At 69.2% G+C, this 26,577-nt stretch carries 23 protein-coding genes (1 of these 23 only partly in view); 7 read left to right on the top strand and 16 right to left on the bottom strand.

Annotated features, from left to right (window positions below; translation table 11 throughout):
* A protein-coding gene (locus JL101_RS07765; RefSeq protein WP_203101905.1) for a glycosyltransferase family 39 protein crosses the window boundary here: on the bottom strand, positions 1–952 show its 5' portion. The gene continues 734 nt to the left of window position 1, outside the view; the window shows 952 of its 1,686 coding nt (coding positions 1–952); it begins with the start codon at positions 950–952; its stop codon lies off the left edge, out of view.
* Positions 953–1,300: 348 nt separating this feature from the next.
* Here JL101_RS07765 and JL101_RS07760 point away from each other — a divergent pair, with 348 nt between their 5' ends.
* Complete coding sequence (locus JL101_RS07760) at positions 1,301–1,939, top strand: DedA family protein (protein WP_203101906.1); 639 nt, start codon at positions 1,301–1,303, stop codon at positions 1,937–1,939.
* Here JL101_RS07760 and JL101_RS07755 read toward each other — a convergent pair.
* From JL101_RS07755 to JL101_RS07745, 3 genes are read right to left on the bottom strand one after another with little or no spacing between them, the layout of a single operon-like run.
* Entirely contained in the window at positions 1,893–2,192 is a 300-nt protein-coding gene (locus JL101_RS07755; protein WP_203101908.1) for a DUF3253 domain-containing protein, read from the bottom strand. The genes JL101_RS07760 and JL101_RS07755 overlap by 47 nt on opposite strands.
* Positions 2,193–2,237: 45 nt before the next feature.
* Positions 2,238–2,579 (bottom strand): chaperone modulator CbpM, encoded by a 342-nt coding sequence (locus JL101_RS07750; RefSeq protein WP_203101910.1) that lies wholly within the window; start codon positions 2,577–2,579, stop codon positions 2,238–2,240.
* Positions 2,576–3,535, bottom strand: coding sequence for a DnaJ C-terminal domain-containing protein (locus tag JL101_RS07745; RefSeq protein WP_203101911.1), 960 nt, complete (start codon positions 3,533–3,535; stop codon positions 2,576–2,578). Before JL101_RS07745 ends, JL101_RS07750 begins: the two co-directional genes overlap by 4 nt.
* A 173-nt stretch (positions 3,536–3,708) precedes the next feature.
* Between JL101_RS07745 and JL101_RS07740 the strand changes: the two genes are divergently transcribed.
* Positions 3,709–4,797, top strand: a complete 1,089-nt coding sequence (locus JL101_RS07740) for a S1C family serine protease (RefSeq protein ID WP_203101914.1) — start codon at positions 3,709–3,711, stop codon at positions 4,795–4,797.
* A 7-nt stretch (positions 4,798–4,804) separates the two neighbouring features.
* Here JL101_RS07740 and JL101_RS07735 read toward each other — a convergent pair whose 3' ends face one another.
* Positions 4,805–8,248 carry a transcription-repair coupling factor gene (locus JL101_RS07735; RefSeq protein WP_203101916.1) on the bottom strand — a complete coding sequence of 1,148 codons (3,444 nt, stop codon included), beginning with the start codon at positions 8,246–8,248 and terminating at the stop codon, positions 4,805–4,807.
* Between the two features lie 170 nt (positions 8,249–8,418).
* Between JL101_RS07735 and JL101_RS07730 the strand changes: the two genes are divergently transcribed.
* Positions 8,419–9,516, top strand: a complete 1,098-nt coding sequence (locus JL101_RS07730) for an efflux RND transporter periplasmic adaptor subunit (RefSeq protein WP_203101918.1) — start codon at positions 8,419–8,421, stop codon at positions 9,514–9,516.
* 3 nt (positions 9,517–9,519) lie between these two features.
* The gene (locus JL101_RS07725) at positions 9,520–12,642 is read left to right on the top strand and encodes an efflux RND transporter permease subunit (RefSeq protein WP_203101920.1); all 3,123 of its coding nucleotides are present in this window, start codon (positions 9,520–9,522) and stop codon (positions 12,640–12,642) included.
* A gap of 2 nt (positions 12,643–12,644) precedes the next feature.
* Here the strand turns inward: JL101_RS07725 and JL101_RS07720 are convergent, their stop codons facing one another.
* From JL101_RS07720 to mobB, 3 genes are all read right to left on the bottom strand, one after another.
* Positions 12,645–13,052, bottom strand: a complete 408-nt coding sequence (locus JL101_RS07720) for a response regulator (protein ID WP_203101922.1) — start codon at positions 13,050–13,052, stop codon at positions 12,645–12,647.
* A gap of 96 nt (positions 13,053–13,148) precedes the next feature.
* Entirely contained in the window at positions 13,149–15,311 is a 2,163-nt protein-coding gene (locus JL101_RS07715; protein WP_203101924.1) for a putative bifunctional diguanylate cyclase/phosphodiesterase, read from the bottom strand.
* A 139-nt stretch (positions 15,312–15,450) separates the two neighbouring features.
* A complete protein-coding gene (gene mobB, locus JL101_RS07710; RefSeq protein ID WP_203101926.1) occupies positions 15,451–15,978 on the bottom strand; it encodes a molybdopterin-guanine dinucleotide biosynthesis protein B in 528 nt (175 codons plus the stop codon).
* Between the two features lie 113 nt (positions 15,979–16,091).
* Here mobB and sugE point away from each other — a divergent pair, with 113 nt between their 5' ends.
* Positions 16,092–16,406, top strand: coding sequence for a quaternary ammonium compound efflux SMR transporter SugE (gene sugE / locus JL101_RS07705; RefSeq protein WP_203101928.1), 315 nt, complete (start codon positions 16,092–16,094; stop codon positions 16,404–16,406).
* 74 nt (positions 16,407–16,480) lie between these two features.
* On the opposite strand, the gene JL101_RS07700 is transcribed toward sugE, so the two are convergent.
* Positions 16,481–16,699 (bottom strand): hypothetical protein, encoded by a 219-nt coding sequence (locus tag JL101_RS07700; RefSeq protein ID WP_203101930.1) that lies wholly within the window; start codon positions 16,697–16,699, stop codon positions 16,481–16,483.
* Between the two features lie 300 nt (positions 16,700–16,999).
* On the opposite strand from JL101_RS07700, the gene JL101_RS07695 reads away from it, so the two are divergent.
* The gene (locus JL101_RS07695) at positions 17,000–17,455 is read left to right on the top strand and encodes a YccF domain-containing protein (RefSeq protein WP_203101932.1); all 456 of its coding nucleotides are present in this window, start codon (positions 17,000–17,002) and stop codon (positions 17,453–17,455) included.
* Positions 17,456–17,493: 38 nt separating this feature from the next.
* Here JL101_RS07695 and JL101_RS07690 read toward each other — a convergent pair whose 3' ends face one another.
* Positions 17,494–17,934: a PRC-barrel domain-containing protein gene (locus JL101_RS07690; protein WP_203101934.1), complete on the bottom strand. Its 441-nt coding sequence runs from the start codon at positions 17,932–17,934 to the stop codon at positions 17,494–17,496.
* A gap of 190 nt (positions 17,935–18,124) precedes the next feature.
* On the opposite strand from JL101_RS07690, the gene JL101_RS07685 reads away from it, so the two are divergent.
* Entirely contained in the window at positions 18,125–18,862 is a 738-nt protein-coding gene (locus tag JL101_RS07685; RefSeq protein ID WP_203101936.1) for an SEL1-like repeat protein, read from the top strand.
* 55 nt (positions 18,863–18,917) lie between these two features.
* On the opposite strand, the gene JL101_RS07680 is transcribed toward JL101_RS07685, so the two are convergent.
* The 6 genes from JL101_RS07680 to JL101_RS07655 form a co-directional block, all read right to left on the bottom strand.
* Positions 18,918–21,065 (bottom strand): efflux RND transporter periplasmic adaptor subunit, encoded by a 2,148-nt coding sequence (locus tag JL101_RS07680; RefSeq protein WP_203101938.1) that lies wholly within the window; start codon positions 21,063–21,065, stop codon positions 18,918–18,920.
* Positions 21,062–22,417, bottom strand: a complete 1,356-nt coding sequence (locus JL101_RS07675) for an efflux RND transporter periplasmic adaptor subunit (RefSeq protein WP_203101940.1) — start codon at positions 22,415–22,417, stop codon at positions 21,062–21,064. The genes JL101_RS07680 and JL101_RS07675 overlap by 4 nt, the downstream gene beginning before the upstream one ends.
* A 118-nt stretch (positions 22,418–22,535) precedes the next feature.
* Positions 22,536–24,266, bottom strand: coding sequence for a PHA/PHB synthase family protein (locus tag JL101_RS07670; RefSeq protein ID WP_203101941.1), 1,731 nt, complete (start codon positions 24,264–24,266; stop codon positions 22,536–22,538).
* Between the two features lie 88 nt (positions 24,267–24,354).
* Positions 24,355–25,359, bottom strand: coding sequence for a C-terminal binding protein (locus JL101_RS07665; protein WP_228435341.1), 1,005 nt, complete (start codon positions 25,357–25,359; stop codon positions 24,355–24,357).
* Positions 25,360–25,452: 93 nt separating this feature from the next.
* Positions 25,453–26,187, bottom strand: coding sequence for an LrgB family protein (locus JL101_RS07660; protein ID WP_203101942.1), 735 nt, complete (start codon positions 26,185–26,187; stop codon positions 25,453–25,455).
* On the bottom strand, positions 26,184–26,558 hold the full coding sequence (locus JL101_RS07655) for a CidA/LrgA family protein (RefSeq protein ID WP_203101943.1): 375 nt from the start codon (positions 26,556–26,558) through the stop codon (positions 26,184–26,186). The genes JL101_RS07660 and JL101_RS07655 overlap by 4 nt, the downstream gene beginning before the upstream one ends.
* Between the last annotated feature and the right edge of the window lie 19 nt (positions 26,559–26,577).

Below are 26,577 nucleotides of genomic sequence, written 5' to 3'. Positions count from 1 at the left end.
ACGCGATGCCCGCCAGGACCAGCTCCGGCAACTGGGTGCCCAGGAACAGGGGCAGGTAATAGGACGGCAGATCGGTGGCCTTGATCATCTCCCCGTTGACCAGGACGGAGCCCGGCCATGGGAAGTTCGAGAACACCGTCGCCGCACGGATCGGGTTCAGCGGCTCCTGCCAGGCCCAGGGCCAGAATGCCGCCATTGCCAGATACATGACTGGCAGCATGGGCAGGAACGACAGCGCCAGATCGCCGATGGTGCGGGCCAACTCCCGCCGACCGGCTCCCTGCCCCGCGACCAGCATCAGGTACAGGACGAGCGCGGCGGCGAGATACAGTCCCGCAAGCAGTCCGACGATACGGGTGCCGAGGGTGATCCCGAGCACCGCTCCGAGACCCAGCGCGGTGCGCAGCGGAACCCGGGGCAGCGTCTCCATGGCGCGGCACATCAGGTACAGGGACCACGTCATGCCGCAGGCGAAGGGAATGTCCTTGGGATTGATGAACATGTGGCCGTAATAGGCCGGCGTGACCACCATCAGCAGCAACGCCAGGAACCCGACCCACGGGCCGCCGAACAGGCGCCCCAGGTGCCAGACGCCGGCAAGCCCCAGCAGCCCGACCAGGCCGCCCAGCAGGTGCCGGGTTTCGTACTCGCCGAAAGGCGAGATGGTGTTGGCCATGGCGGCGATCAGATCGAAGGAGCCGCCATACAGGTACAGGTTGAAATGCACGAACACGGAGCGGTCTTCGAAACCGCTGAGATAGAAGGACAGGATCTTCTTGCCGTAGGTGTTCTGGATCTCCTCATCCCAACTGATGCCATAGTGCTGGAAGGTGGCGGCGACCAGGACCAGCACGGTCGCCAGGATGAGCATCGACAGGGTATCGAGCGGAGTCCAGCCGGAGACGTCGGCAGGTCGGGAACGCCCGTCGCCACGACCAACGGTGCTGCGCACTGGTATCATCGGAAAACCCTTGCCCCAGGGGAATGGAAGACTCTGCCCGGTTCCCGGTTCTTCTTGTCTCCCGCCATGACCGACGGCCCGAACGGCGACGGTCGAGATCGGATCCGGAATCTCAAGCGCGCGAAATATCCGAGAGACATGCTAATTCCCGGTTAATTCCCGACGGGGTGGCCCTGAAGACCGGTGACCATATTCCGGCCGCAATTCGGGACTATGGCAGGATGATCATCCCGGCTCCGATCGTCCGGCATCTCCGAATCCCGAAGCTACAGAAGCGGGCGGCCATTTCCGCCCAGGACGCGGGCCTGCCCCGTACGAAGGATCCCTTAGCGGACCGTCATGGAAATCTTCGACCTCATCCATCGCTACGGCGACCTGTTCTATGGCGTCGTGGCCGTCTGGACCTTCCTGGAAGGCGAGACCATCGTGATCTTCTCGGGCATCGCGGCCCGCGAGGGCGTGGTCAATCTCACCCTGCTGATCTCCTGCGCGTGGATCGGCAGCTTCCTGGGCGACCAGATGTATTTCATGCTCGGACGCCATGCCGGCACCCGGATGCTGAACCGCTATCCCCGCTGGCAGCCGGGCGTGGACAGGGCCCTCGGACTGCTGGAGAAGTACAGCACCGCCTTCATCCTGAGCTTCCGCTTCATCTACGGCGTCAGGAACTTCAGCTCGTTCGCCATGGGGATGAGCACGATGTCGTGGCGCCGTTTCGCGCTGCTGAATTTCGTCGCCGCAGGGATCTGGGCGGCATGCTTCGCCGGCGCCGGCTACGCCGCGGGCGCGGCGCTCCAGCAGGTCGTGGGGGAAATGGCGACGGCAGTGACGGTCGGCCTGCTCGGCGTCTTCATCCTGGCCGCGGCCGTCATGGGTCTGGTGTCGTGGCGCCGCCGGCGGGCGCTCGCCGTCCCCGCCGTGGCGGCCGCGGTCAAGGCTGGGCCGGCGGCACTTTCCTCAGGCGAACGACGCCCTTGAAGTTGTTCGGGTCGACCGGCTCGCCCTTGCGGGTGATCTGCAGGCGGCCCTGGCGGGCCAGGTGGATCGCCTGCTGGCGCACGGCCGTCATGTATTTGTGCCAGCCGTCCGCCGGCATTCCGGGCGTCTTGGTATCCTTGTAGAAGGTCTGGGCGACCTCCTGCGGGGACACGGATCCGCCATCCTCGATCATCGCCAGGATGCGTTCGGTGATCGGGTCGGGCTTCTGGTTCTTGCTGGCATCGTCGGTCATCGGGCCCTCATAGCAGACCTGCGGGGAACGGCCAAGGGCCGCGCGTCAGGCATCGTCCCCGTCGAGAGCCCGGCGCTTCATTTCCGCCGCGATGGACCGGCGGACCTCCTCCGGCTGGGCGGCGACCGCATCGACCAGATGCCTGAGGCGGCGGCGGGTACCGTAGAGCTGGTCCAGCAGGCCGAGGACGACCGGCATGGCCTCGTCGTCGATCGCCATATCGTCGCGCATCTCGCAGATCAGGGTGACGCGGGCGACGTCCAGGTCGGTGAAGACATAGCCGCCGGCCCCGTGCTGCGGCCGGACCCAGCGCCGCTCGATCCACAGGATGAGATCCCGCCGGTCGATCCGGCCGACGGCGGCAAGCACCTGGTCGAGCGCCATCATCGTGATTGCTCCAAGGTTTCGCGGGGGTCCTGCGGGTGGCTCTCGTACCAGCGCCGGATGAACTCCTCCAGCTCGGCGTCGGGCTGCCGGGGCAGGACCGGGCGCACCGTGACATACTGGTCGCCGCGCTCGGCGCCGCGGGACGCCGGGACGCCTTTCCCCTTCAGCCGGAGCACGGTACCGCTATCGGCCCCCTTCGGGATGGTCATGGCGACCGGCCCGTCGATGGTCGGCACGCGGACCTTGGCCCCGAGCAGCGCCTCCGCCAGGGTCACCGGCAGGTCGATCCGGATGTCGCGCCCATCCCGCCGGAACACCAGATGGGGATCCACCTCGATCCGGATCAGGGCGTCGCCGGCCGGACCGCCGCCCAGTCCCGGGGCTCCCTGCCCTTTCAGCCTGACGGTCTGCCCGCTGTCGATGCCGGCCGGGATCTCGACGTCCAGCGTCCGGCCGTCGGGCAGCGTCAGGCGCTTTCGCGACCCGTTCACGGCCTCGAGGAAGGATACGCGCAGGGAGTAGTTGACGTCGCCGCCGCGCAGGCGGAAGCCGCCCGTACCGCCGGTTCCAGCGGCCCCTCCCCGCCCGGCGCCGCCTCTCCCGGCGCCATGATGGCCGAACAGGTCGGCGAAGAAGCTTTCGATGTCCTCGTTGTCGACGAAGTGCTCTTCCGCCCCGTAGCGGCCGCCGCCACCCGCGTCGGCGAAGCCTCGATAGAAGCTGCGCGGCGTCTCGGCCCCGCTCGCGTCGATCTCCCCGCGGTCGAAACGGGCGCGCTTCTCGGGATCGGACAGCAGGGCGTAGGCGGCGGAGATGTCCTTGAAACGGGCCTCCGCGTCGGCTTTGCCCGGATTGATGTCGGGATGGTACTTCTTGGCCAGCTTGCGATAGGCCTTGCGGATGTCGTCGTCCGTCGCGGTCTTCGAAAGTCCCAGGATCTCGTATGGATCGGTCATTGCAGGCACCGGTGCCGAGGATTGGGTCTCCACCGTATAACAGCGCGTCCCGGCGGGTCGTCTCAACCGATCATTCGGCGATCGGCATGCCGCGTTTGTGCTTGACCGCCGGCCCACGCACCCCGTTTAAACGTTTCGGGCCCGGCGGGGCCGGTGTCGATCGGGAGAAGCGGATGGGCGGGCAGCGGTTCTGGCGGTACATGCTGATCTGGGCGCTGCTGGTCGCGACGATCTGGATCGGCGACCGGTTCGTGCGCGGCGTCTTCCTGACCGCCAGCGAGCCGAGGGCCGTCACGGCGCGGGGATCGCTGGCCGAATCGGAGGAATCGACGATCGCCCTGTTCGACGCGACGGCGCCTTCGGTCGTCTATATCTTCACGGACCGGGCGGAGCCGGCCGGCGATCCCGGCGGACGGGGGTCGCGCGGGGCCGGGTCCGGCTTCATCTGGGATGCCGCGGGCCATGTGGTCACGAACCACCACGTGGTCGAGGGCGCCACCCGCGTCGCGGTCCGGCTGGACAGCGGCGAGGCCGTCCCGGCCCGGGTGATCGGCTTCGCCCCCAACAGCGACCTGGCCGTGCTGAGGCTGAGCGAGAACCGGGCGGCGCTCCGCCCGATCCCGATCGGCACCTCCGACGACCTGAAGGTCGGCCAGTCGGTTTACGCCATCGGCAATCCGTTCGGACTGACCCGCAGCCTCAGTACCGGCGTGATCAGCGCCCTGGAACGGCGGCTTCCGGCGGGCAGCGGGCGGGAGATCGCCGGCGTGATCCAGACCGACGCGGCGATCAATCCCGGCAACTCGGGCGGACCGCTGCTCGACAGCGCCGGGCGGCTGATCGGCGTCAATACGGCGATCCTGTCCGGGTCGGGCAGCTTCGCCGGCATCGGATTCGCGGTGCCGGCCGACACGGTCAACCGGATCGTGCCGAAGCTGATCCGGGACGGCCGGGTCCCTACCCCCGGCATCGGCATCCGCGTGGCGCCCGAGCAGGTCGGGGCCCAGCTCGGCGTGACCGGGGTGGTCATCGCCGAGGTGATCCCGGGATCCGCGGCCGACCGTGCCGGCCTGCGCGGCTTCGACCAGTCCGGACGGCCGGCGGGCGACGTCATCACCCACGCCGCCGGACACCCGGTCGCGACCCTGGCGGAACTCGCGACGCAACTGGAGCAGACCGGCGTCGGGCATCCGGTGACGCTGACGATCTGGCGCGAGGGCCGGACCTTCACCGTCGACGTGACGGTGATCGACATTTCCTGAACCGGCGTTATCCGCCGGCCAGGCCGCGCAGCAGCCCCCAGGCCGCGTCCAGCCTTGCGGAGGATCCTTCCGCCAGCGGAACCACCAGGGTGCCGTCCTCACGCCGCCGGGCTCCTTCGGTGCGCTCGACGAACTCCTTCAGCCCCTTCGGCTCGTGCCGGAACGCGATCAGGGCGCCGCGCGGCCCGACGTCGAGCTGCTCCACGCCGGCGTCGCGGCACAGGCGCTTCAGTTCGCCGAGGCCGATCAGGGTGCCGACCTCCGGCGGGACCGGGCCATGGCGCCGCGCCAGGTCCTGGGTGAAGGCCTTGGCCGCCTCGGCGGTATCGAGGGCGGCGATGGAGCGGTAGAGCGCCATGCGCTCGTCCAGATCGGCGACATAGCTCTCGGGTATCAGCACGGGCATGCCGAGCGAGATCCGGGGGGTCCAGAACTCCTCCGGCTCCTTGCCGGCCTGGACCGCCTCGATCGCCTGTCTCAGCATCTCCTGGAACAGGTCGACCCCGACGGCGCGGATGCTGCCGGACTGCTCCTCGCCCAGCAGGTTGCCGCCGCCGCGCAGTTCCAGATCCTGGCTGGCGACGTTGAAGCCGGCCCCTGGATCGCTCAGCATGGCGATGGCGTCCAGTCGGCCGCGCGCCGCGTCCGACAGGTCGGCTTCCGACTCCACCGTCATCCAGGCATAGGCCCGCGTGCTGCCGCGCCCGACCCGGCCGCGCAGCTGGTGGAGCTGCGCCAGGCCGAACATGTCGGCCCGGTGGACGACCAGCGTGTTGGCGTTGGGGATGTTCAGCCCCGCCTCAATGATGTTGGTGGCAAGCAGCACGTCGGCGCCGCCGCGCACGAAGGCCGTGATCGCGTCGTCCAGCTCCTCGGGCGCCATCTTGCCGTGGGCGCGCAGCACCCGAAGATCGGGAACCAGGGCCTCCAGCCGCTCACCGACCAGATCGAGGTCGGCGAGCCGGGGGCAGACATAGAAGCTCTGGCCGCCGCGCTCCCGCTCGCGCAGGAGCGCCTGGCGGATGATATCGCCGTCGTAGGTCAGGACGCGGGTGCGGACCGGCTGGCGCTCCACCGGAGCGGTGCCGATCAGGCTGAGGTCGCGAAGCCCGCCCAGCGCGAGCTGAAGCGTGCGCGGGATCGGGGTCGCCGTCATGGTCAGGACGTGGACGCCCTCGGCGATGTCCTTCAGGCGTTCCTTCTGCTTGACGCCGAGCCGCTGCTCCTCGTCCAGGACCAGAAGGCCGAGATCCTTGAAGCGGACGGCCTCGCCCAGGAGGGCCTGGGTGCCGACCGCGACACGGGCCTGCCCGTCCGCGATCCGCTGCCGCGCCGCCTTCGCCTCGTCCGTCGCCGTGCCGCCGGTCAACTCGACGATCTCCATCCCGAAGCCGGAGAAGCGCTCGCGGAACTCGTCGGCGTGCTGCCGGGCGAGCGGCGTGGTCGGCGCCACCACCACGACCTGCCGGCCGGCGGCCGCTACCGCGAAGGCGGCGCGCAGCGCGATCTCGGTCTTGCCGAAGCCGACGTCGCCGACCACCAGCCGGTCCATCACCTTGCCCGACGCGAGATCGGCCAGCACGTCGTCGATCGCCGTCTGCTGGTCATCGGTCTCCGTATAGGGGAACCGGCCGCTGAACCGGCGGTAGGCCGCGCGGTCCGGCACGATCGGATCGACCTGGGCGAGCGACCGCTTCGCCGCCGTGGCGATCAGCTCGTGCGCCGCGTCGCGCAGTGTTTGCCGCATGCGCTCCAGCCGGTTGGGCCAGGCGGCGGCGCCCAGCTTGTCCAGCTGGATCGTCTCGCCGGGCGTGCCGAACCTCCACAGCAGGTCCACGTTCTCGACCGGGACGAACAGCTTGTCGCCCTGGCGGTAGACCAGGCGCAGGCAGTCGTGCGGCGCTCCGCCGGCGTCGATCGTCTCCAGCCCCTCGCACAGGGCCACGCCGTGATCGGCATGGACCACCAGATCGCCCAGGGCGATCGGCGGCACGTCGGGCAGCAGGGCGTCGCGCCGGGCATCGGCGGTCCCGGCGTTCCGGCGCCGATCGGGCCGGATTATGTCGGCCCGCGCGATGACGCTGATGCCATCCACCTCGAACCCGGCCGCGACCGGCAGGGTCGCGACCGCCGCGTCGCCGGCTCCGGCGTCGCCCCAGGTCTCCGCCGTGGGCATTTCCGGCATGCAGATCCGCCGTCTGAGCGGGCCATGCTGGACATCGCGCTCGACCGCGAACAGGACCCGCGCGCCGCCGGCGCGGAGGCTGCGGACATGCCGGGCCAGCTTTCCGCCACCGTCGTCGTCATGGAAGCTCGGACCGGGACGGGCGCCGCCGTCCGGCACGACCTCGCCCGCTTCGGGCGGAGCCGCACGGAACGCGAGGACCGCGCGCGGTTCCAGGCAGACGTCCCAGGCTCCGGCATCGACGAAGACCTGCTCGGGCGGTAGCGGATGGAAGGCCGGCAGATGGGCCTTTTCCTCGATCGTGCCCATCGCCTTGCGCGCCTGGAAGGCGTCGGCGACCTGCTCCAGGTAGTCGTCGCGGTCGGATTCCACCCCGTCGTCCAGGGTGACCGGGCAGCCCGGCAGGTACTCGCACAGGGTCTCGGTGCCGCCGTAGAACAGCGGCAGCCAGTGCTCCATCCCGGTGAGCCGCCGGCCGTGCCCGACCGCCTCGAACAGCGGATCGTTTCCCTCGACCCGCCCGAACTGCTCCTGGTAGTTCGTCTGGAAGCGCGCGATGCTCTCGTCGGTCAGGACCACCTCGGACACGGGCGGCAGTTCCAGCCGCTCCAGTTCCTCGCCGCCGGCACCGCCCCGCCGGACCGCGTCCAGGGTGCCGTTCAGCAATTCCAGCAGCAACGGCGTCCGGTGGCCGGGCGGCAGGATCTCCACCCGGTCGTCGTCCCAAAGGAAGTCGCCGACCTCCTGGACCGTCTCCGCCGGGGAATACCCGTTCCGCAGCAGGAAGCGCCTCAACGGCTCCTCGACGTCGTCCTCCGGCGCCGCCCGGAAGGTCGCCGCCTCCAGCACGCCCTGGGGCGGCAGGCGGCGCAGGAACGCGGCGGCCGTCGCCAGGATCAGCCTCGGCCCCTCGGCCGGGCGGCCCAGCCTCAGCAGCGTATCGACCCGGCGGGCCGCGACCGCCGCCGAGGGGGAGCGCCGCTCATAGGGCGCGCAGTCCCAGCTCAGCACCGGCAGAACCTCCAGTCGCGGGGCGAAGAAGGCCAGCGCACGGCGCAGCCGCACCAGCCGCCGGTGGTCGCGGACGATATGGAGCAGGCCGGCAGGGTCCGCGCGTTGCGCCAGATGGCCCAGCAGCATCCCGTCGAACCCCTCGGGCACGCCCGCGACGGTCCGCCGTCCGGGCCGGCCGAGATCGAGTTCCAGCCCGTCGAACGGGCACGCGTCACGGCCGGGGACGCGGTCCGCTTCAAGATTGTGGTCCATGGACAGGTCGAATCTGCTATCGTTGCAAAGAATATCGAGCTTTCACGACCCGGTCGGGACGTCAGCCTGTCCCGATGGGAACCGGAAAACAGGCCTTTTCGCCGATCGTTCCTGCGGCAGCGTCCGTCGAAGCGGCCCACACCGACCCGGTGCAATCGTCCCAGGATACCATGCGACTGATCTGGCAGATTCTCCTGATTGCGGGCCTGGGCGCCGGTGCCGCGGGCGCCTGGTACGCCGTTCCCGCGCTGCGCGGCGACGGTCCCCGGGCGGCGGCGCCCGACCGGGCCGCGCGGCCGGTCAATGTCGTGGCGGCGCCCGCCCGCATCGGGGAGATCGCGACGGTGGCCGAGGCGGTCGGCACGCTGCGCGCCAACGAGGCGGTCACGGTGAACTCCAAGCAGACCGGCATCATCCGCGCGATCCGGTTCGACGAGGGCCAGTGGGTCGAGCGGGGATCCGTCCTGATCGAACTGGACGACGCGGAGGCCCGCGCCCAGCTCGCCGTCGCCGAGGCCGACCGGCGCAACGCCCAGCAGCTCCTGGAGCGCTCGCGCACCCTGCTGACCCGCCAGGCGGTCGCGGAGGCCAGGGTCGACGAGCTGACCGCGGCGCTCGACCGGGCCGACGCCGCGGCGCGGGCCGCCCGCGCCCGGCTGCAGGAGCTTGTCGTCACCGCCCCCTTCGCCGGACAGACCGGGCTCCGGCGGGTCAGCCCGGGCGCGCTGGTGACCAGCGGGACGGCGATCACGACGCTCGACGACATCCGCACGGTGAAGCTGGATTTCCGGGTGCCGGAGGCGGCGCTGGGCGGGCTCCGGCCGGGCCTCGCGGTGTCCGCCACGAGCCCGGCCTTCCCGGGCGAGACCTTCACCGGCGTGGTCGCCGTGATCGACACGCGGGTCGATCCGGTGACCCGGGCGGTCGAGGTGGTGGCCTCCCTGCCCAACGACCGGCTCCGCCTGCGGCCCGGCATGTTCATGAACGTGGGCCTGACCCTGTCGTCCCGCGCCGACGCCGTGCTGATCGCGGAGGAGGCGCTGGTTCCGCTGGGCGAGCGCCAGTTCGTCTTCGTCGTGGCCGACGGCCGTGCCCTGCGCCGCGCCGTCACGATCGGACAGCGCCGGGGCGGCATGGTCGAAGTGGTCGAGGGCGTGAAGCCCGGGGAACTGGTCGTCGTCCGCGGCACCCAGCGGGTGCGCGACGGCGCCCCGGTGGAGGCGGAACAGGAGCCCCCCTCCGCCGGACGTCCGGCTGCCGGGAGCTGAGCCATGGTCCTGTCCGACGTCGCGATCCAGCGCCCCGTGCTCGCCATCGTCCTCAACGCGCTGCTGGTGGTCTTCGGCATCTTCGCCTTCGCCAAGCTGCCGGTGCGCGAGTATCCCAGCGTCGACCCGCCGGTCGTCTCGATCAGCACCAATTACGAGGGTGCGTCGGCCGAGGTGATCGAGACCCAGATCACCCAGGTGATCGAAGGTGCCGTCAGCGGCGTCGAGGGGATCAAGACGATCCGCTCGACCAGCCGCGAGGGATCGTCCAACGTCCGGATCGAGTTCCTGCTGACCCGCGACATCGAGGGAGCCGCCAACGATGTCCGGGACCGCGTCTCGCGCGCGGCCCGCAGCCTGCCGGACGAGGCCGACGCCCCCGTCATCGCCAAGGTGGACAGCGACAGCTCGCCGATCCTATGGGCGACCCTGACCAGCGACCAGCTCAGCCGGCTGGAGCTGACCGATTATGCCCGGCGCGTCCTGGTCGACCAGATCACCGCCGTCCCGGGCGTCGCCGACGTCCGGATCAGCGGCCAGCGGATCTATGCGATGCGGGTCTGGCTGGACCGGAGCGCGCTGGCGGCCCGCAACCTGACCGTCCAGGATGTCGAGACGGCGCTTCGCCGGGAGAACGCGGAGCTGCCGGCCGGCCGTATCGAATCGGCGCAGCGCGAGTTCACGGTCCGGACCGATACCCGGCTGTCGCGCGCGGAGCAGTTCTCCCGCATCGTCATTTCACAGCGCAGCGGGGACTTCATCCGGCTGGGCGACGTAGCGCGGGTGGAGCTGGGCACCCGCGACGACCGCGGCGACTACACGGTCAACGGCCGCGCCGCCGTCGGCCTGGGGATTACCAAGCAGGCGACCGCCAACACTATGGAGGTGGCGGACGGGGTCAAGGCGCTGCTCCGGCAGATCGGCACCACTCTGCCCGGGGACGCGGCCATCGAGGTGTCGTTCGACGAAAGCGTGTTCATCGCCGAGTCGATCTACCAGGTGTTCCACGCGCTGACGATCGCGCTGGGCCTGGTGGTCCTGGTCACCTGGGCGTTCCTGCGCGACCTGCGCGCCACGATCATCCCGGCGGCCGCCATCCCGGTGTCGATCATAGCCGCCTTCACCGTGCTGGCGGCGCTCGGCTATTCGATCAACGTGCTGACCCTGTTGGCGCTGGTGCTCGCGATCGGGCTGGTGGTGGACGACGCGATCATCGTGGTCGAGAATGTCAGCCGCCGGATCGAGCTGGGCGAGCCGCCGCTGCTGGCGGCCTATCGCGGCGCCGGCCAGATCGGCTTCGCGGTGATCGCGACCACGGCGGTGCTGATCGCGGTGATCTTCCCGCTCGTCCTGCTGCAGGACACGGTCGGCCGCTTCTTCAAGGAGTTCGCGGTCACGCTGGGGGCGGCGGTCGCCTTCTCCGCGCTGGTGGCGCTGACGCTGACGCCGATGATGTGCTCGCAGGTGCTGCGTGGCCACCACGGCGGCGCGGTGTTCCGACTGACCGAACGGTTCTTCGACGGCATGACCCGGGCCTATTCCAGGCTCCTGGACGGCGTGCTCGCCGCACCCGTCCTGATGCTGGCGCTGCTCGGCGCGCTGACCGGGGCCACCTGGTACCTGTTCACCCTGGTGCCGCAGGAGTTCACCCCGCCGGAGGACCGCGGCAGCTTCCGCATCACGGTGACCGCGCCGGAAGGCGCCAGCCAGGACTTCACCAAGCGGGAGATGGAGGCGGTCGAGCGCATCCTGGCGCCCTACCGGGAAAGCGGCGAGGTTTCCAGCGTGCTGGCGATCCTGAACCCCGGATGGGGCGGCCAGACCGGCGTGAACCGGGCGACGATCCAGGTCCGGCTGGCGCCGTGGGACCGGCGCGCCCGGCCGCAGTCGGCCCTGATGGCGGACCTGCGCGGCAAGCTGCAGGCGGTGCCGGGCGCCCGGGTCGCGGCCTTCGCGGGCGGCGGTATCGCCCGCAGCGGCGCGCTGAACCAGGTGCAGGTCGTCCTGGGCGGCAGCAGCTACGAGGAGCTGGCGGTCTGGCGCGACCTGCTGATCGACCGCCTGCGCGACGAGCCGGGGTTCGGCACGATCCAGGCGAACTACGACGAGACCAAGCCGCAGCTCCGGATCACGGTGGACCGCGATCGCGCGGCCGACCTGGGGCTCGGCACGCGGGACATCGGCGAAACCCTGGAGACGCTGGTCGGCGGGCGCACCGTCACGCGCTTCACCGACCGCGGAGAGGAATACGACGTGGTGGTCCAAGCCACGGGCAGCGACCGCGCCAACCCACGCGACCTGTCGAACATCTTCCTGCGCGCCGGATCATCGGAAAAGCTCGTGCCGCTCTCCAGCGTCGTGACCGTCCGGGATATCGCCGGCCCCAGCGAGCTGGGCCGGGTCGATCGGCTGCGCGCTATCACCGTCACGGCCAACCTGGAAGGCATCGCCATGGGCACCGCCGTCGAGGCGGTGCGGCAGGCCGCAGCCGAGGTGTTGCCGGGCCAGGTACGGCTGAGTTTCGACGGGTCGGCGCGCGAGCTGCAGGAATCGAGCGCCGCGATCTATTTCGCGTTCGGCATGGCGCTGCTGATCGCGTTCCTGGTGCTGGCCGCCCAGTTCGAAAGCTTCACCCTGCCCTCCATCGTCATGCTGACGGTGCCGCTGGCGCTGTTCGGCGGCCTGGGCGCGATCGTCGCGAGCGCCATGACGCTGAACATCTATACGCAGATCGGGCTGGTGATGCTGATCGGCCTGATCGCCAAGAACGCCATCCTGATCGTCGAGTTCGCCAACCAGATGCGCGACGAAGGCGCAGCCATGGACGCGGCGATCCGGGAGGCCGCCGCGACCCGGCTGCGCCCGATCCTGATGACCAGCATCGCCACGGTGTTCGGCGCGGTTCCGCTGGCCATGGCCGAGGGCGCCGGAGCCGAGAGCCGGACCGCGATCGGGCTGGTGATCGTCGGGGGTGTCTCGGTCGGGTCGCTGCTGTCGCTGTTCGGCACTCCCCTGCTCTACAGTCTGCTGGCGCGTCGCCTCCAGCCGATCGGGCGGATTCGCCGCCGTATCCAGGAGTTGGAGGTGCAGCACGTCAAGCCGAGGGAAGGCTTACCGGCGGAGTAGGCTCAGCTGGCGACGCCCAGCGAAGCGTGCGGCGCGGAGGCGACGGCGCGGATCGCATCCAGCACCGGGCGCCCGTCGCACCCTTTGGTAATGTAACGCCGGGCACCCGCGGCGAAGGCGCTCTCCGCTGTCGTGCGGTCGCTCAGGCCGCTGAAGACGATGACCGGCACTTCCGGATGGGCATCGGTCAGTTCACGGAGCGCAGCCAACGGCTCCTTGCCCGGCATGGTGAGGTCGAGCAGGACGGCGTCCGGGCGGAGTTCCGCGACCGTATCGAGCAGCTCATCCGCGGAGTACAGGCAACCGACGCAGTCCATATCGGGCGTCGCGTCGATGGTGGCCTGCGTCGCCATGACGATCATGGCGTTGTCATCGACACAGAGTACCTTGATCGAGTGGACCGCCTTCATTCATGCCTCTTATGGACAGAACCGTCTTACTCAGAGGTCATATCCGAACCGTCGCGAATATGCAAGTAGATAGGCCGGATCGAAGCCCCCTGGCCATCAGGCATAGGTTGAGTACCCCTCCAGCAGCTTCATCAGATCGGGACCGGCGATCGGGCGGCTGAACAGGTAGCCCTGGATCTCGTCGCAGCCCAGGCGGCGCAGATGCGCGAGCTGCTGTTCGGTCTCGACCCCTTCGGCGACGATGCGCCGGGACATGGAATGGCCCATGTCGATCACCGCGCGCACGATCTCCGCATCCTCGGCGCCGGTGGCGATGTCGGTGATCAGCGAGCGGTCGATCTTGATGGTCTCCAGGGGCATCAGCTTGAGGTAGCTGAGCGACGAGTAGCCGGTGCCGAAATCGTCGAGCGCCAGGTGGACACCCATGTCGGCCAGTTCCTGGAGAAGCTGGACGACCTCGACGCTGTCCTTCATCACGACGCTCTCGGTGATCTCCAGCTCGATGTCGTCGGGCTTCAGCCCGGTCCGCTCCAGGATGTCGGTCAGGGTGGCCGGGAACGAGGGCCTGATCTGCCGGACCGACAGGTTGATCGCCATGCGGATCTTCGGGAAGCCCCGGTCGATCAGCAGCCGGCACTGGCGGCAGGCGGTTTCCAGGACCCACTCGCCGACGGGATTGATCAGGCCGGTTTCCTCCAGCACGGGCACGAACGAGGCCGGCGAGACGTTGCCGAGTTCCGCGCTGCGCCAGCGCAGCAGGGCCTCGCACCCGCAGACCGTCCAACTCTTGAGATCGACCTTGGGCTGGAACACCAGGGAGAATTCGCCCCGTTCAAGGGCGCGGGCGAGGCCCGACTTGATGGCGATCCGGGTGTTCACCTCGGTATCGAGATCGGAGGTGTAGAAGCATTTGTGCGGCGGCTCCGCCTCGCGGGCGCTCCAGAGCGCGGCGTCGGCATTGCGCATCAGGATGTCGGAATCGACCCCGTCGCCGGGGAAGGTGGTGATCCCGAGGGCGGGAGAAAGCTTGACCTCGATCCCGTCCATTTCGACGGGTGCCTCGAAGGCGGCCATGATCCGGTCGGCCAGCACGCCGATGCGGGCGGACTGGTCGATGTTGGGTGCCAGCACCGCGAACTCCGAGGCCTCCAGCCGCGCCAGCGTGTCGGTGGACCGCAGGCAGCCGGCCAGCCTCCGCGCGGCTTCCTGGATCACCTGGTCGCCGGCGGCGCGCCCCATGCTGTCGATCACCATGCGGAACCCCAGCAGGTCGATCAGCAACAGCCCGCCATGGCCGCCGTCCTGCTGACGCTCCTCCGCGGCGAGCGACAGGCGTTCGGTGAACAGCGTCCGGTTGGGCAGCAGGGTCAGGGCGTCGTAAAGAGACTGCCGCCGGATCAGCGTCTCGAAATGGGACCGTTCGGTGATGTCGCGGGCGATCACGACGAAGACGGGCGGCGCCTCGTTGCGCAGGAGCTGGACCCTTGCCTCGACCTCGTAGGTCGAGCCGTCGCGGCGCTGGTGGAAGGTCTCGAAGCAGATCTCGTCCATGGTGCCGTCCTGGAGCGGACGGAGCAGTTCGGCGAACGCCTCCTCGCCGAACTCGAACTTCAGGTCCATCGGCGTCATGCGCATCATCTCTTCGGCCGAGTAGCCGAGATTCTCGCGCGCCTGCCGATTGACCAGCACGAACCGGAGAGTCTCGGCATTGAAGACGAAGATCTCGTTGATCGACTGCTCGATGATGCGGCCGAAACGGGCGGTCTGCTGCTCGACGCGGGTCCGTTCCGTGATGTCGCGGAGGACCACCACATAGGCCCCGCCACCCTCCAGGTTGACCCAGGCGATAGAGGCTTCGGCCGGAAATTCGGTCCCGTCGCGCCGCAGCCCGCAGATCTGCCGCCGCTCGCCCATCAGCCGAGAGCCGTCGGAGTGGGCCCGGAACTCTCCCATCTGCCTGCCGTGCTGGGACCTGTAGCGTTCCGGAAGCAGCATGTGGACGGACCGCCCCATCACGTCGGCCGTGTCGTACTGGAAGATCCGTTCCGCCGCGCGGTTGAACAGGACGATCCGGAACAGCGCGTCGATGACCACGAAGGCATCGCCCGCCAGGTCCAGGATCGCGTAGAGCGGAGTTGCGTGGACGGCGGTCTCCGGCGTCAGCAATCCGTGGAAGCCGACCGACGAAACCATGCCATCCGCCATCGGAGCGCCGGGACTTCCGTCCTCCTCGTGCCCGACCTCAGACAGGGTCGCCATCAGCTTCTCCTCACGCAGGGCGGATAGCCGGTCCGCGCACAACAACCGTATGGCGACAGTGCCTAACGTTCACACGGATGATACGATTGCGCCGTGAGGAATCAATGGGTTTCAAGCGAGAAACAATCTGGCTCCGATGCTAACTTCCCGCGCCGGCTGCAATGTCGCGCCCCGCAATGCTGCAGTGCGTCATTAAGAAGCGGGCAATAACGGCGGGCTGGTTGAGGTCGAGCACCGGAACGGCCACTTCCGGCACGGGGCCGTCGCAAGCGACCGCGACGACCGACGGGTCATCGAGCGCCAGCAGCGGCTTGCCGGTGGCGCGTCGGAATACTTCCAGCTTCGGGTGGGGCGAGCGCTTGAAGCCCTCGATCAGCAGGAGATCGACCGGGGTCATGTGCCTGACCAATTCCTCGATCGAGGGCTCGGGCTCCCCCCGGTTCTCGTGCATCAGGGCCCAGCGGTTGGCCGAGGTGATCAGCACCTCGGTGGCTCCGGCCATGCGGTGGTTGTGGGAGTCCTTGCCCGGCTGGTCGACGTCGAACGCGTGATGGGCATGCTTCATGGTGGAAACACGCAGGCCCAAGGCGATCAGCTCGGGCAGAAGGCGGACCATGAGCGTTGTCTTGCCGCTACCGCTCCAGCCGGCGATGCCGAATATCTTCATGGTGGATCCGTTGCTGCGATCGTGCCGCAGATTAGGACGGCAGGGTCCGATCCGCTACGGTGAAGGTCGGCGGCGTCCGCCGAATCACGAAAGAAAAGGAAGAAGGAAGTACGATGGCGTGGGTGATCCTGTTCGTGGCCGGGCTGCTGGAGACCGGCTGGGCGATCGGTCTCAAGTACACGGAGGGGTTCTCGCGCCTGTGGCCGAGCATCCTGACGCTGATCGCCATGGCCGCCAGCCTCGTCCTGCTGGCCTATGCGCTGAAGACCCTGCCGATCGGCACCGCCTACGCGGTCTGGACGGGAATCGGGGCTTTCGGTACCGCCGTGCTCGGCATCGTCCTGTTCGGCGAGCCGGCGACCGCCGGACGGCTGGCCTCCATCGGCCTGATCGTCGCCGGCATCATCGGCCTGAAGCTGGTCGACTGAAACGCGACGGGCGGGGAGGTCGTCCGAAGACGCCCTCCCCGCCCGTGCGAAAGCCGGCGGTCAGGATCCGGTATTCAGGCGGCCAACCAGATCAAGCGGCTACTGTCGCCCTCCGCGACGGCATCGGCGCGGGTGCGGAGCGCCCGGTGCCGCTGGTCGACGAATTCGCGGAACAGGCCCTTGTCGGCCAGGATCTCCTGGGCGCGGGCGGCTTTGCGGGGATCGGGGTTGCCGGTGAGGCGGCGCAGGGTGTTGGCCGCAATCCGAAACTCGACAGCGAGGTTGCGCGTCATCGTCACATCCTTTCAATTCTCTTTTCAGAGGCGGACGGACGATGAGAAAACGCCCGGCCGCCTAGCTAGTCGGACCGTTGTCGCTCACGCGAAGCTCCAGGGTAGAGTGCGGACACGGCAGCCGAAGCCGCCGGTCCATGCACGGATGAACAGAGCAATAGGCCGTTTCGTTCGGCGAAGCAACCACCTTACGACGTTTTTGCCGCCGATCTTTCGTCGTAGGAACCCTTTTGCAACAGGGGTGTCAAGCCATGGAAACGTCCTGAATTCTCCCCATATCAGCGGCAAAGGAGAGATTTCATGAACCCTGTCAGCCTGATCCTGAACATCCTGTGGATCGTCACGGGCGGCATCTGGATGGCTGCGGCCTGGCTGTTCGCCTCGGTGATCATGGCGATCACCATCATCGGACTGCCCTGGGCGCGTTCGGCGTTCAACATCGCCAACTACACCCTGATGCCGTTCGGACGCACCGCCGTTTCCCGCGACGAATGGGACGGCCGGGAAGACCTGGGCACCAGCCCGCTCGGCTTCATCGGGAACGTGATCTGGTTCCTGCTCGCCGGCTGGTGGCTGGCCCTGGGCCATGTGATGACCGCCATAGCGCTTGCGCTGACCATCATCGGGATCCCGTTCGCCTGGGCTCACCTGAAGCTGGCGATCATCTCGCTGTGGCCGATCGGCAAGCGGATCGTCGACAACGAGGAACTCGAGGCGCGCGCCCGGGAGGGTTACCGGATGCCGGGGACCCTGTAGGCCGGGTCCCCGCAACAGCGTCTTCGCCGGGAAGCCGCTCAGCGCAACGGGCGAATGCTGGAGTCGATCCCGGCCGCGGCCGGAACATCCGGATCGTACCGCTGCATCTCCTCAAGCTGCGCCCGGGTCTTGTCGATCACGGCCTGCCGGTTGTCGTCGCTCAGCACGACCTCGTTCCAGGGGACGGCCACCTGCCGCTCCCCTATTCCGGCCACCCCGCCCCATTCCAGAACGACATAGTCGATCCGCCCGTCGGGGGCCACCAGGAGGTTCTCGATCGTGCCGACCTTGCGGCCGTCGGCCGCCACCGCATCTGTCCCGATCAGGCTTTCGACCTCGCTGGTGGTCGCCAGCGGCCCTTCCTGGGTCGGCGGGTTCCCGTGGGTCGTGGGGCTGGTGGGGCTGGTCGCCTGCTGGGCCCAGGCCGGCACGGCGAATGCCAGGAAACAGGTGGCGGCGAGGGTGACCGTCGTACGCATGGCGGGTCTCCGAAGTCTGTATTGGAGGGGTTTTTGCAAACCCAACCCCCGAGCGGACGGATAGGTTCCTGGACCGTCGGCAGGATCCGTCGCGTGGGGGGTTAACCAACTCTCAAAACAGTTTGCCTATCCTGCGGCAGCATGCCCCACCCCGCATGTCTGGCCACTCCGCACGTCTTGGATCCTGAAGATGCCCATCCCCTCGCGCTGGTGCTCGATTTCCGCCGTGCTGTCGTTGATCATCCCGGCGGTTTCCTTGCTTGCCCCGGTTTCCGCCTCGGCGCGGGCCGCCGAGACGGTGGCCGTTCTCGACGCCATGGAAACCGGGACGGTACCGCACTCCGCAGTGGACGCCCTCCTGGCGAGAGCCGGCACGGGCGACGCGGAAGCGGCCGAGGTGGCGGGCCGGCTGTACGACCGGGGCATCGGCGTGAGGTGGGATCCGCCCACGGCGTTGCGCTGGTACACCGCCGCAGCCCTGGACGGTTCCGCTTCGGCCGCGCGCGATGCCCAGAGACTCTGGCGCGGCATGCCGCCGGTCAGCCAGCGCCGGGCCGAGGCGCTGCTGGCCCAGGCCTTCACCGACGCGCAACTGGCTTCGGTCGGCATCGGCCCGGTCAAGCGGCCGGCGACGCGGCGAAGCTGGATGACCCATCTGGAGGCCGCCGGAATTTCCTCCCCTCCCACGCCGGCCGGCCAAGCGTTGCCGGCCGCCTTGCCGGTGTCGGTTCCGGCCGCCGCCGCGGCAACCCGGGCGTCGGCCGTCCTGGCGGCTCCTGCGGTGCCGGCTCCCGCTCCGCTTCCGGCCGATGCGGCGGGACCGCGGATCCCCCGCCCCGCGCTGAAGCCCGCCTTGCCCGGCGTCGAACGGATTTCGGTCTCGGCAGCGGCGAAGCCTCTCATCCCGGCGCTCAAGCCGAAACGGTGAGCCTTCCCCCGCCCGGGACGCCGCCCAGCCGGGGCGGCGGCCCGGGGGGCACCGGTCAGAAACCGCTTTCCCGAATCAGCACGCCGACGGCGAACCGCCAGGTTCGCGCGATCACGCTCTCGCGCTCGCCCTGCAGCAGAATCCGGCCTCGAACGACCTGGTCGGGCGCGGAGAGCCCGGCGTCGGGACGGATCAGCACGCGATAGACCGGACTTTCCGGGATCAGGCTATCCCCGGCGCCGCGGACGTCCCTTACCGCCACGTCGCCGCCATGGATCGACGCCAGCACAGGCTCCGGCAAGGCGCGGCTGCTGCCGTCGTCGATCGCCACGACGGTACCGGGCACCGACGGCTGGCCGAGGTCGTCGGGATGGAAGACGCCCGGCGTTCCCACCGAGATCCGGGCCAGGTCCGCTTCGGCGACGTAGGCCTCCAGGATGGCCGAGGCAGGATCGATCACCGTCGCCAGGGGCGTGTTGGCCGTCAGCCATTCGCCAGGCCGGAGCGGGTCCGCCAGTTCGACCACCCTGCCGTCCATCGGCGCCGTGACCAGCAGCCGCGCCAGTTCGCTCCGGTAACCCGCCGCCTGTGCCAGCGCGCCTTCCAGCTCGCGCCAGGAAACCTGGTTGCGTTCCAGCAGGTCCCGGCTCATGCCCTGGAACTGGACCTGCCAGCGGGACAGCTCGGCGCGCCGCTCGGCCTGGCCCAGTTCATGCTCCAGGTCGGGCGACCGGAAGGTGAACAGCACCTCTCCCGCAGTGACGACCTGACCGGGCCGGACGCGCACCTCTTCCAGGCGGGCGGCGCGCGGGATGAACAGCTTCAACTGCTGCTCCGCGCGCAGGATCGCCGACGCCGGCACGGTGCTGCGCCACGGGACCAGCACCAGTGCCACGACGCAGCCCAGCGCCGCCAGGGTCGCCAAGCTGTGACGGTTCAGTCGGACGCGATCGCGCCTCATGCCCCACTCCTTGAGTTCGCCCCAGATCGGCCTGGCGATGAACCAGACCAGCTCGACCACCATGAGGAAGATGCCGAGCAGCTTGAAGAACAGGTGATAGACAAGCAGCGCGATGCCGAGGAACAGGAAGAACCGGTAGATCCAGGTGCAGTAGGCATAGGCCAGCAGGACCCGCCGCGTGTGACCGGGCCAGCGCTCCGGCACGGGATCGCCCAGGCCGAACAGCATCTCCCGCAGGCGCCACCGGGCCAGCGCGAAGGAGCGGTCCTGGAGGTTGGGGATGTCCAGATAGTCCGACAGCAGGTAATAGCCGTCGAACCGCATGAACGGGTTCAGGTTGATCGCCAGGGTGAGAAGCCAGGTGCTCGTTGCCAGCAGGAAGGCGGCGCTCCGCACCGGGCCGTCCGGAAGGAAGCTCCAGGCCAGGGTCGCCGCCGCGGCCAGCGCCAGTTCCGCCGCCATCCCGGCGGCGCCGATCGCCAGCCGGCGGTGCCGCGACGGCAGCTTCCAGGCTTCGCTGGTGTCGGTGTAGAGGACCGGCCAAAGCACCAGGAAGGCGACCCCCATGGTCGGCACCCGGCAGCCGAACCGGTGCGCGGTGAAGGCATGTCCCAGTTCGTGAAGGATCTTGGCGCCGGTCAGCGCGATCCCGGCGAGGATCGCTCCTTCGAGGGAGAAGAAGTGCGGGAAGGTGCCGAGGAACGCGTCCCACTGGCGCAGCACCAGATATCCTCCGACCAGCGCCGCCATGACCACCGCCGCCAGGAATCCGCGCGTGAACATCCACGCGACCAGCGGGAACGCGGCCTTCAGGAAGCGGTCCGGGCGGACCAGCGGGATGCGGACGAACAGGTAGTTCTTGAGGAGCCATTTGGCCGGCCCCATGCGCACGGACCCCGCCTGCCGGACGAGCCGTTCGATCGCCTGCTCGCCCCGTGCCTGCAGCAGGTTGCTCGCCATCAGGAAGCGGGCGACCGTCTCGACATGGTCTACCGAGACGTCGAGCATGGTCCGGCGCCGGATATCCGAGGCGATCGTCTCCATGTCGCCCGAATCCCAGCGCGACAGGATCTCGAACTCCAGCCAGCCGATCCGGAAGAAGCGGTTGTTGGCCGGGTCGTGCAGCGTCCAGGTCGGCGCGCCGTCCCGGGTCCGCGGGCCGGCATGGAGGGTCAGTTCCTCCCGCAGCGGCAGCAGGCGGGCCGGCTGCTGTCCCCCGCCCGGGCCGACGGCGGCGGTCACAGGCCCAGCCGCTGGCGCAGCGCCGCCAGGGGGCGGCGCATGATGTAGTAGAACAGCGTCGTTTCCTCGCCATGGACCTTCGCGATGCCCTTCATGCCGATGCGCGGCCGGGCGGCATCGGCGGCAAGGCTGGCCTTGAGGCGGTAGGCGAGCGCGCCTTCCGGCGTGGGACCGGCCTGGTAGCTGGCGAAGGTGAGCGTGCCGGCGATCGGGTGCTGCGGATCGACGTTGAGGAACAGGGTGACTTCCGACCCCTGCTCCAGCGCGATGGCGTCGGCGACGGGCAGGTGGATTTCAAGCTCGATCTCGCCCGGGTCGGCGACGACAAGGATGCGTTCGCCGATCGAGACCGGCTTGCCGATCCAGTCGTTGACGTCGTCGAAGATCGCGATACCCGGGCGCGGCGCCTTGACTTCTATGCGGTCCAGCAGGTTTTCCAGATAGGCCACCTCTGCCGCGTTCTGCTCCATGCGGCCCTGGAGGATCGCCAGGTTGGTCTTGCTGCGCGGGTCGAACACGGCCTGCTGCGCGGCCTGCCGGTACTCGGCCTCGCCGACCTCGTGGGCCTTGCGGGCGACGTCCAGCCGGTTCTGAAGGCGGGCGGGGTCGAGCGCCAGCAGCACCTGCCCCTCGGCGACCATCTCGTTCGGCCGCACCTCGAACCGGTCGATCACCCCGTCGATCGGTGCCCGCACGACCACCGGCTCCCTCGGTATGACCTCCGCGGGGGCCAGGGCGGACTGGCGGACGGGCATCCAGGCAAGGCCCGCCGCGAGCGCAAGGACGATCAAACCCAACCGCCCCTTCCGCCGCTCCACCCAGCCGGCCCGGCGGCTGCTGTGCCGGTCCAGCAAAGCCGCCCAGGAATGCGCGTAGGCGTCGCCCAGATAGGCCATGAGATGGCGGTCGTGGTCGGTCCATGGTTCGTCCCGTGCCAGCAGCAGGCAGCCCAGGCGCTGACCGTCGACGCCGTCCAGGGGAATCCTCAGGGCATGGGACGGCAACCATTCGCCCCAGGCGTCCGCGAGTTGCGGCGGCACGAGGGAGGCGTCCACCGCTTCGATGGCGCCGCCGGCCTCGGTCCTCGAATCCAGGTGCTTCAGCAGCTTGCACAGCCAGACCAGGAAGGGGGCGTTGGCGTCGGGCAGCGCCAGGCCGGACACAGCCGATACCTTGCCGTTGCCGACGCTCGTGCGCCGCCACAGGATCGCCTGGCGATACCGCACGAGGGCGTGTGTTTCGTTGACGACGAGAAAACCGAATTCCTCCGGCGTCGCCGCGTGCCGGATACGTTTCTCCAGTTGCACGAGTCCGGTGACGCTGAGCAGCTGCCGGTTCAGGATATCGTTCATCGGGTCCGTTCGACAAAGTCCGGTGGACCCGAAGCTTTAGGCCTTTCTGGTTAAGATTCGCTAAGCCTTTAGCGATAATTCCCGAGCCGCGGCTTGCCGGCTCGACCGGCATTCGCCGTCACTTCTGGAAGACGTAGGTTCCGGGCGCGGGTCCCAGTCCCTCGCCCACGGGCGGCGGCGGTCCAGGATCGGGAGTGCCTTGCTCCACCAGCCAATCGGACCAGGCCGGCCACCAGGAGCCGTCCCGGCGGGGCGCCGACTCGACCCAGGCGTCGGGATCGACGTAGCGGTCCTCCGGACGGCGGGTGGCGATCTGGTAACCACGGCCGCGATGGCCCGGCTCGCTGACGATGCCGGCATTGTGGCCGCCGCTGGTCAGCACGAAGGTCACCTTGGTGTCCGTCGGCAGGTTGATCTTGTAGACCGACCGCCAGGGAGCGATGTGGTCCCGCGTGGTGCCGACCGCGAAGATCGGGGCGCGGATGTCGCTGAGCGAGACCGGCCGGCCATCGACCAGGAAGCGCCCGCCCATCAGCTGGTTCTCCAGGAACAGGCTGCGCAGGTACTCCGCATGCATGCGGTAGGGCATCCGGGTCTGGTCGGCGTTCCACGCGACCAGGTCGTTGGCCGGCTCGCGGCGGCCCTTGAGATACTGTTCCACCTGGCGCGACCAGATCAGGTCGGTGGACCGCAGGAGCTGGAAGGCCCCTGCCATCCGCGTGGTGTCCAGGAAGCCCCGGGCCCACATCATGTGCTCCAGGTAGGCGATCTGGCTGTCGTCGATGAAGACGGTCAGCTCGCCGGCCTCCGTGAAGTCGGTCTGCGCGGCGAGCAGCGTCACCGACGCGAGCCGGTCGTCCCCGTCGCGCGCCATGGCCGAGGCGGCGATCGCGAGCATGGTGCCGCCCAGGCAGTAGCCGCAGGCATGGATCCGCCGTCCCGGCAGGATGCCGCCGATCGCGTCCAGCGCGGCCATCACGCCGTCGGTGCGGTAGGCATCCATCCCGAGGTCGCGGTCCTCCTCGGTCGGGTTGCGCCAGGAGACCATGAAGACGGTATGGCCCTGCCCCACCAGGTACCGGACCAGCGAGTTCTCGGGCGACAGATCGAGGATGTAGTACTTCATGATCCAGGCCGGCACGATCAGCAGCGGCTCGGCCCGGACCTGGGGCGTGGCCGGATCGTAGCGGATCAACTCGATCAGGTGATTGCGGAAGACCACCCGGCCGGGCGTCGCCGCGATGTCGCGCCCGACCCGATAATGCTCCGTCCCGACCGGCGGCTCGCCGCCGACCTGGTGCCGAATGTCCTCGACCAGGTTGCGGGCGCCCCGGACGAGGTTTCCGCCCGCCTCGAGCAGGGTGCAGGCCAGCACCTCCGGGTTGGTGGACAGGAAGTTCGACGGCGCGCGCCGGTCCAGCCATTGGCGCGCCATGAAATTCACCTGGTTCTCGTGGCGTCGGCTGACCCCCGAGACGCCCGTCGTGGCGGCGTTCCACCACTCCTCGGTCAGCAGGAAACCCTGCACCATCGCGTTGAAGGGCCAGAAGCTCCATTCCCGGGCGGAAAAGCGCCGGTCGCCCCCGTGGGGCTCGGCGACCGGCGGGGGACTGCGACCGGCGGCGGCACCGGCGACATAGTCGCCCCAGTGGGCCATGCTGCTGACCGCCTTCTGGCCGAGGGCGATCTGCTTGGCCGGCGAGGAGGCGAGATGAAGTGCCCAGTCCATCCAGGCCAGCATCACCGCCGCGGGCGACACGCCCCCGGTGGCCTGGGCCATCATCGCGTTCATCAGGTGATCGACGACTTCCAGGTCGCTCGACGTCCCATCGCCCTGCAAGCCCGACATGACCGTTCCCCCTGGACGAAACCGGCGCGATGGTCGCCCAGAGCGGGCCGCCGCGCAACCCGGTTGCGCGGCGGCCGGGCGGGCGGCGTCAGGCGCCGTCCTGCCAGGGATTGACCCAGTTGAGCGGCTTCCCGCCCCCGAACACCCGGGCGATCTCCTCGGCGGCGGAACGCTGGAGATCGGCGACCGACTGTTCGGAATACCAAGCGGTATGGTCGGTCATGACGACCCCCGGAACCTGCATCAGCAGGTTGTCGGCTCCCGGCGGCTCCCGTTCGAAGACATCCAGCCCGGCACCGAACAGCCGGCCCTCTATCAGGGCCTCGACCAGCGCCGCCTCGTCGATCAGGCCGCCGCGGGCCGTGTTGAGCAGGATGGCCGTGGGCTTCATCAGGCCGATCATGGCGCGGTTGATCAGGTGGCGCGACTCCGCGCCGAGGCTCGCATGCAGGGAAATCACGTCCGAATCCAGGCAGAGCCGACCGAGCGGGACCAGTTCCGTGCCCTCCGGCGCCTCTGCCAGGGCCGGGTCGTGGACAAGCGTCCGGGCGAAGCCCAGGGGGGCGGCCTTGCGATGGAAGGCCGCCCCGATCCTGCCGTAGCCGATCAACCCAAGCGTGCCGCCGGCCAACCGGTGCATCGGTTCCGCCCGCGCCACGTTCCACCGGCCGGACCGCACGTCCCGGTCCCGCGCCGGGATGCGCCGCGCCACCGCAAGCAGCAGGCCGAGCGCGTGGTTGCTGACCTCGTCGACCCCGAACTCGGGCACGTGGGCGACCGGAATGCGACGCTCTGCCGCGGCCGCCAGGTCGATCGTATCGAGCGCCACGCCGTAACGGACGACCACCCGGCACCGCTCCATCGCCTCGAAGGCGGCTCTGTCGAGCGGGCATTCGCGTACCAGCACCGCGTCGGCCGTGCGAATCGCACCGTTCAGCAGATCCCGGTCGCCGCGGCAGGCCCGCTCCACGAGGCTGGCGCCGAACGGCCGCAGGACGTCACGTTCCTTGTCATAGCTGCCGAAGCCGCCCTCCAGGACGACGACCAGCGGCGCCACGGGCGGCGCCGAGTTGCGGGCCTGCGGAGTGTCCACGCGTTCCTCCCTGAACCGGACGGCATCAGCCGGATTATCTTCGCCAAGCCCAGTTTGGGGGCAAAGCCGGGGAGCACGCAGCACAAAAATGGCTCAATCGAGCAGGGAAATCAGCAGCGGAACCATGATCGCGGTCGCGATGCCGTTGAGCGCCATGGCGATGCCGGCGAAGGTGCCGGCGATCTCGTTGACCTGGAACGCCCGGGCCGTGCCGATCCCGTGGCTCGCCACCCCCACGGCGAAGCCGCGTGCCCGCCAATCGCCGATCCGGAGCAGGTCCATCAGGGGCGTCACGACCATGGCCCCGATAATGCCGGTGATCATCACGACGACGGCGGTCAAGGACGGGATGCCGCCGATCTGCTCGGTGATGCCCATGGCGATCGGCATGGTGACCGACTTGGAGGCGAGCGAGCGCGAGGTTTCCAGGCTGACGCCGAACAGCATCGCGATGCCGACCGCCGACAGGATCGCCGTGACCGACCCCGCCACCAGCGCCGCCAGCATCGGCAGGGCCGCGCGCCGGACCTGGGAGAAGTTCTGGAACAACGGCACGGCGAGGGCCACCGTGGCCGGCCCCAGCAGGAAATGGACGAACTGGGCACCGTCGAAGTAGGTCTGGTAGTCGGTCCCGGTCACCATCAGCAGCGCCACCAGCAGGACCACCGCGATCGCGACGGGATTGACCAGCGGCCTGCGGCCGGCCCGCTCGAACAGCCACTGGCCGATCAGGTATGCCGCGATGGTCACCGTCAGCCAGACCAGCGGGCGGGCGGTCAGATAGACCCAGACATCCTGGATCGCCGGTTCGATGACGTCCGTGATCATGCCCGCCCCCGGTCCGATGGCGCCGCGTCGGCCCCGGTCAGGCGCGAGACGCCGCGGAAGACCAGGACCGCGACCACCATGGTCAGCACGGTGCTGCCGAACACCGCGGCCGCGATCCCGAGCCACTCACCGCGCAGGCGGTCGAGATGCTGGATGATGCCGACCCCGGCGGGAACGAACAGCAGGGACAGGTTGGCCAGCAGGGTCCGCGACACGTCGCGCAGCGTGTCCGGAATGCGACCCCGGGCCATCAGGACCAGGAACAGCAGGATAGTCCCGAGCACGGGACCGGGCACCGGAAGGCCGAGCAGGCGGGCCAGCAGCTCACCCGCCAGCTGGCAGGCCAGCAGGCCCATCAAGGCGGCAATCATTCGTCCTCTCAAATCGACT

The organism is Skermanella rosea, assembly GCF_016806835.2.
Classification (GTDB): domain Bacteria; phylum Pseudomonadota; class Alphaproteobacteria; order Azospirillales; family Azospirillaceae; genus Skermanella; species Skermanella rosea.
The sequence above is the reverse complement of the archived record's forward strand: the minus strand, read 5'-3'. Positions and strand labels throughout refer to the sequence as shown.

Bases quoted from the DNA above. Each gene is read 5' to 3' on its own strand.
- JL101_RS07695 (WP_203101932.1), top strand. From the start codon at position 17,000: ATGAACCCTGTCAGCCTGATCCTGAACATCCTGTGGATCGTCACGGGC.
- JL101_RS07760 (WP_203101906.1), top strand. From the start codon at position 1,301: ATGGAAATCTTCGACCTCATCCATCGCTACGGCGACCTGTTCTATGGC.
- JL101_RS07735 (WP_203101916.1), bottom strand. From the start codon at position 8,248: ATGGACCACAATCTTGAAGCGGACCGCGTCCCCGGCCGTGACGCGTGC.
- sugE (WP_203101928.1), top strand. From the start codon at position 16,092: ATGGCGTGGGTGATCCTGTTCGTGGCCGGGCTGCTGGAGACCGGCTGG.
- JL101_RS07690 (WP_203101934.1), bottom strand. From the start codon at position 17,934: ATGCGTACGACGGTCACCCTCGCCGCCACCTGTTTCCTGGCATTCGCC.
- JL101_RS07740 (WP_203101914.1), top strand. From the start codon at position 3,709: ATGGGCGGGCAGCGGTTCTGGCGGTACATGCTGATCTGGGCGCTGCTG.
- JL101_RS07715 (WP_203101924.1), bottom strand. From the start codon at position 15,311: ATGGCGACCCTGTCTGAGGTCGGGCACGAGGAGGACGGAAGTCCCGGC.
- JL101_RS07755 (WP_203101908.1), bottom strand. From the start codon at position 2,192: ATGACCGACGATGCCAGCAAGAACCAGAAGCCCGACCCGATCACCGAA.
- JL101_RS07750 (WP_203101910.1), bottom strand. From the start codon at position 2,579: ATGATGGCGCTCGACCAGGTGCTTGCCGCCGTCGGCCGGATCGACCGG.
- JL101_RS07655 (WP_203101943.1), bottom strand. From the start codon at position 26,558: ATGATTGCCGCCTTGATGGGCCTGCTGGCCTGCCAGCTGGCGGGTGAG.
- JL101_RS07670 (WP_203101941.1), bottom strand. From the start codon at position 24,266: ATGTCGGGCTTGCAGGGCGATGGGACGTCGAGCGACCTGGAAGTCGTC.
- JL101_RS07700 (WP_203101930.1), bottom strand. From the start codon at position 16,699: ATGACGCGCAACCTCGCTGTCGAGTTTCGGATTGCGGCCAACACCCTG.
- JL101_RS07745 (WP_203101911.1), bottom strand. From the start codon at position 3,535: ATGACCGATCCATACGAGATCCTGGGACTTTCGAAGACCGCGACGGAC.
- JL101_RS07720 (WP_203101922.1), bottom strand. From the start codon at position 13,052: ATGAAGGCGGTCCACTCGATCAAGGTACTCTGTGTCGATGACAACGCC.
- JL101_RS07675 (WP_203101940.1), bottom strand. From the start codon at position 22,417: ATGAACGATATCCTGAACCGGCAGCTGCTCAGCGTCACCGGACTCGTG.
- JL101_RS07725 (WP_203101920.1), top strand. From the start codon at position 9,520: ATGGTCCTGTCCGACGTCGCGATCCAGCGCCCCGTGCTCGCCATCGTC.
- mobB (WP_203101926.1), bottom strand. From the start codon at position 15,978: ATGAAGATATTCGGCATCGCCGGCTGGAGCGGTAGCGGCAAGACAACG.
- JL101_RS07685 (WP_203101936.1), top strand. From the start codon at position 18,125: ATGCCCATCCCCTCGCGCTGGTGCTCGATTTCCGCCGTGCTGTCGTTG.
- JL101_RS07660 (WP_203101942.1), bottom strand. From the start codon at position 26,187: ATGATCACGGACGTCATCGAACCGGCGATCCAGGATGTCTGGGTCTAT.
- JL101_RS07730 (WP_203101918.1), top strand. From the start codon at position 8,419: ATGCGACTGATCTGGCAGATTCTCCTGATTGCGGGCCTGGGCGCCGGT.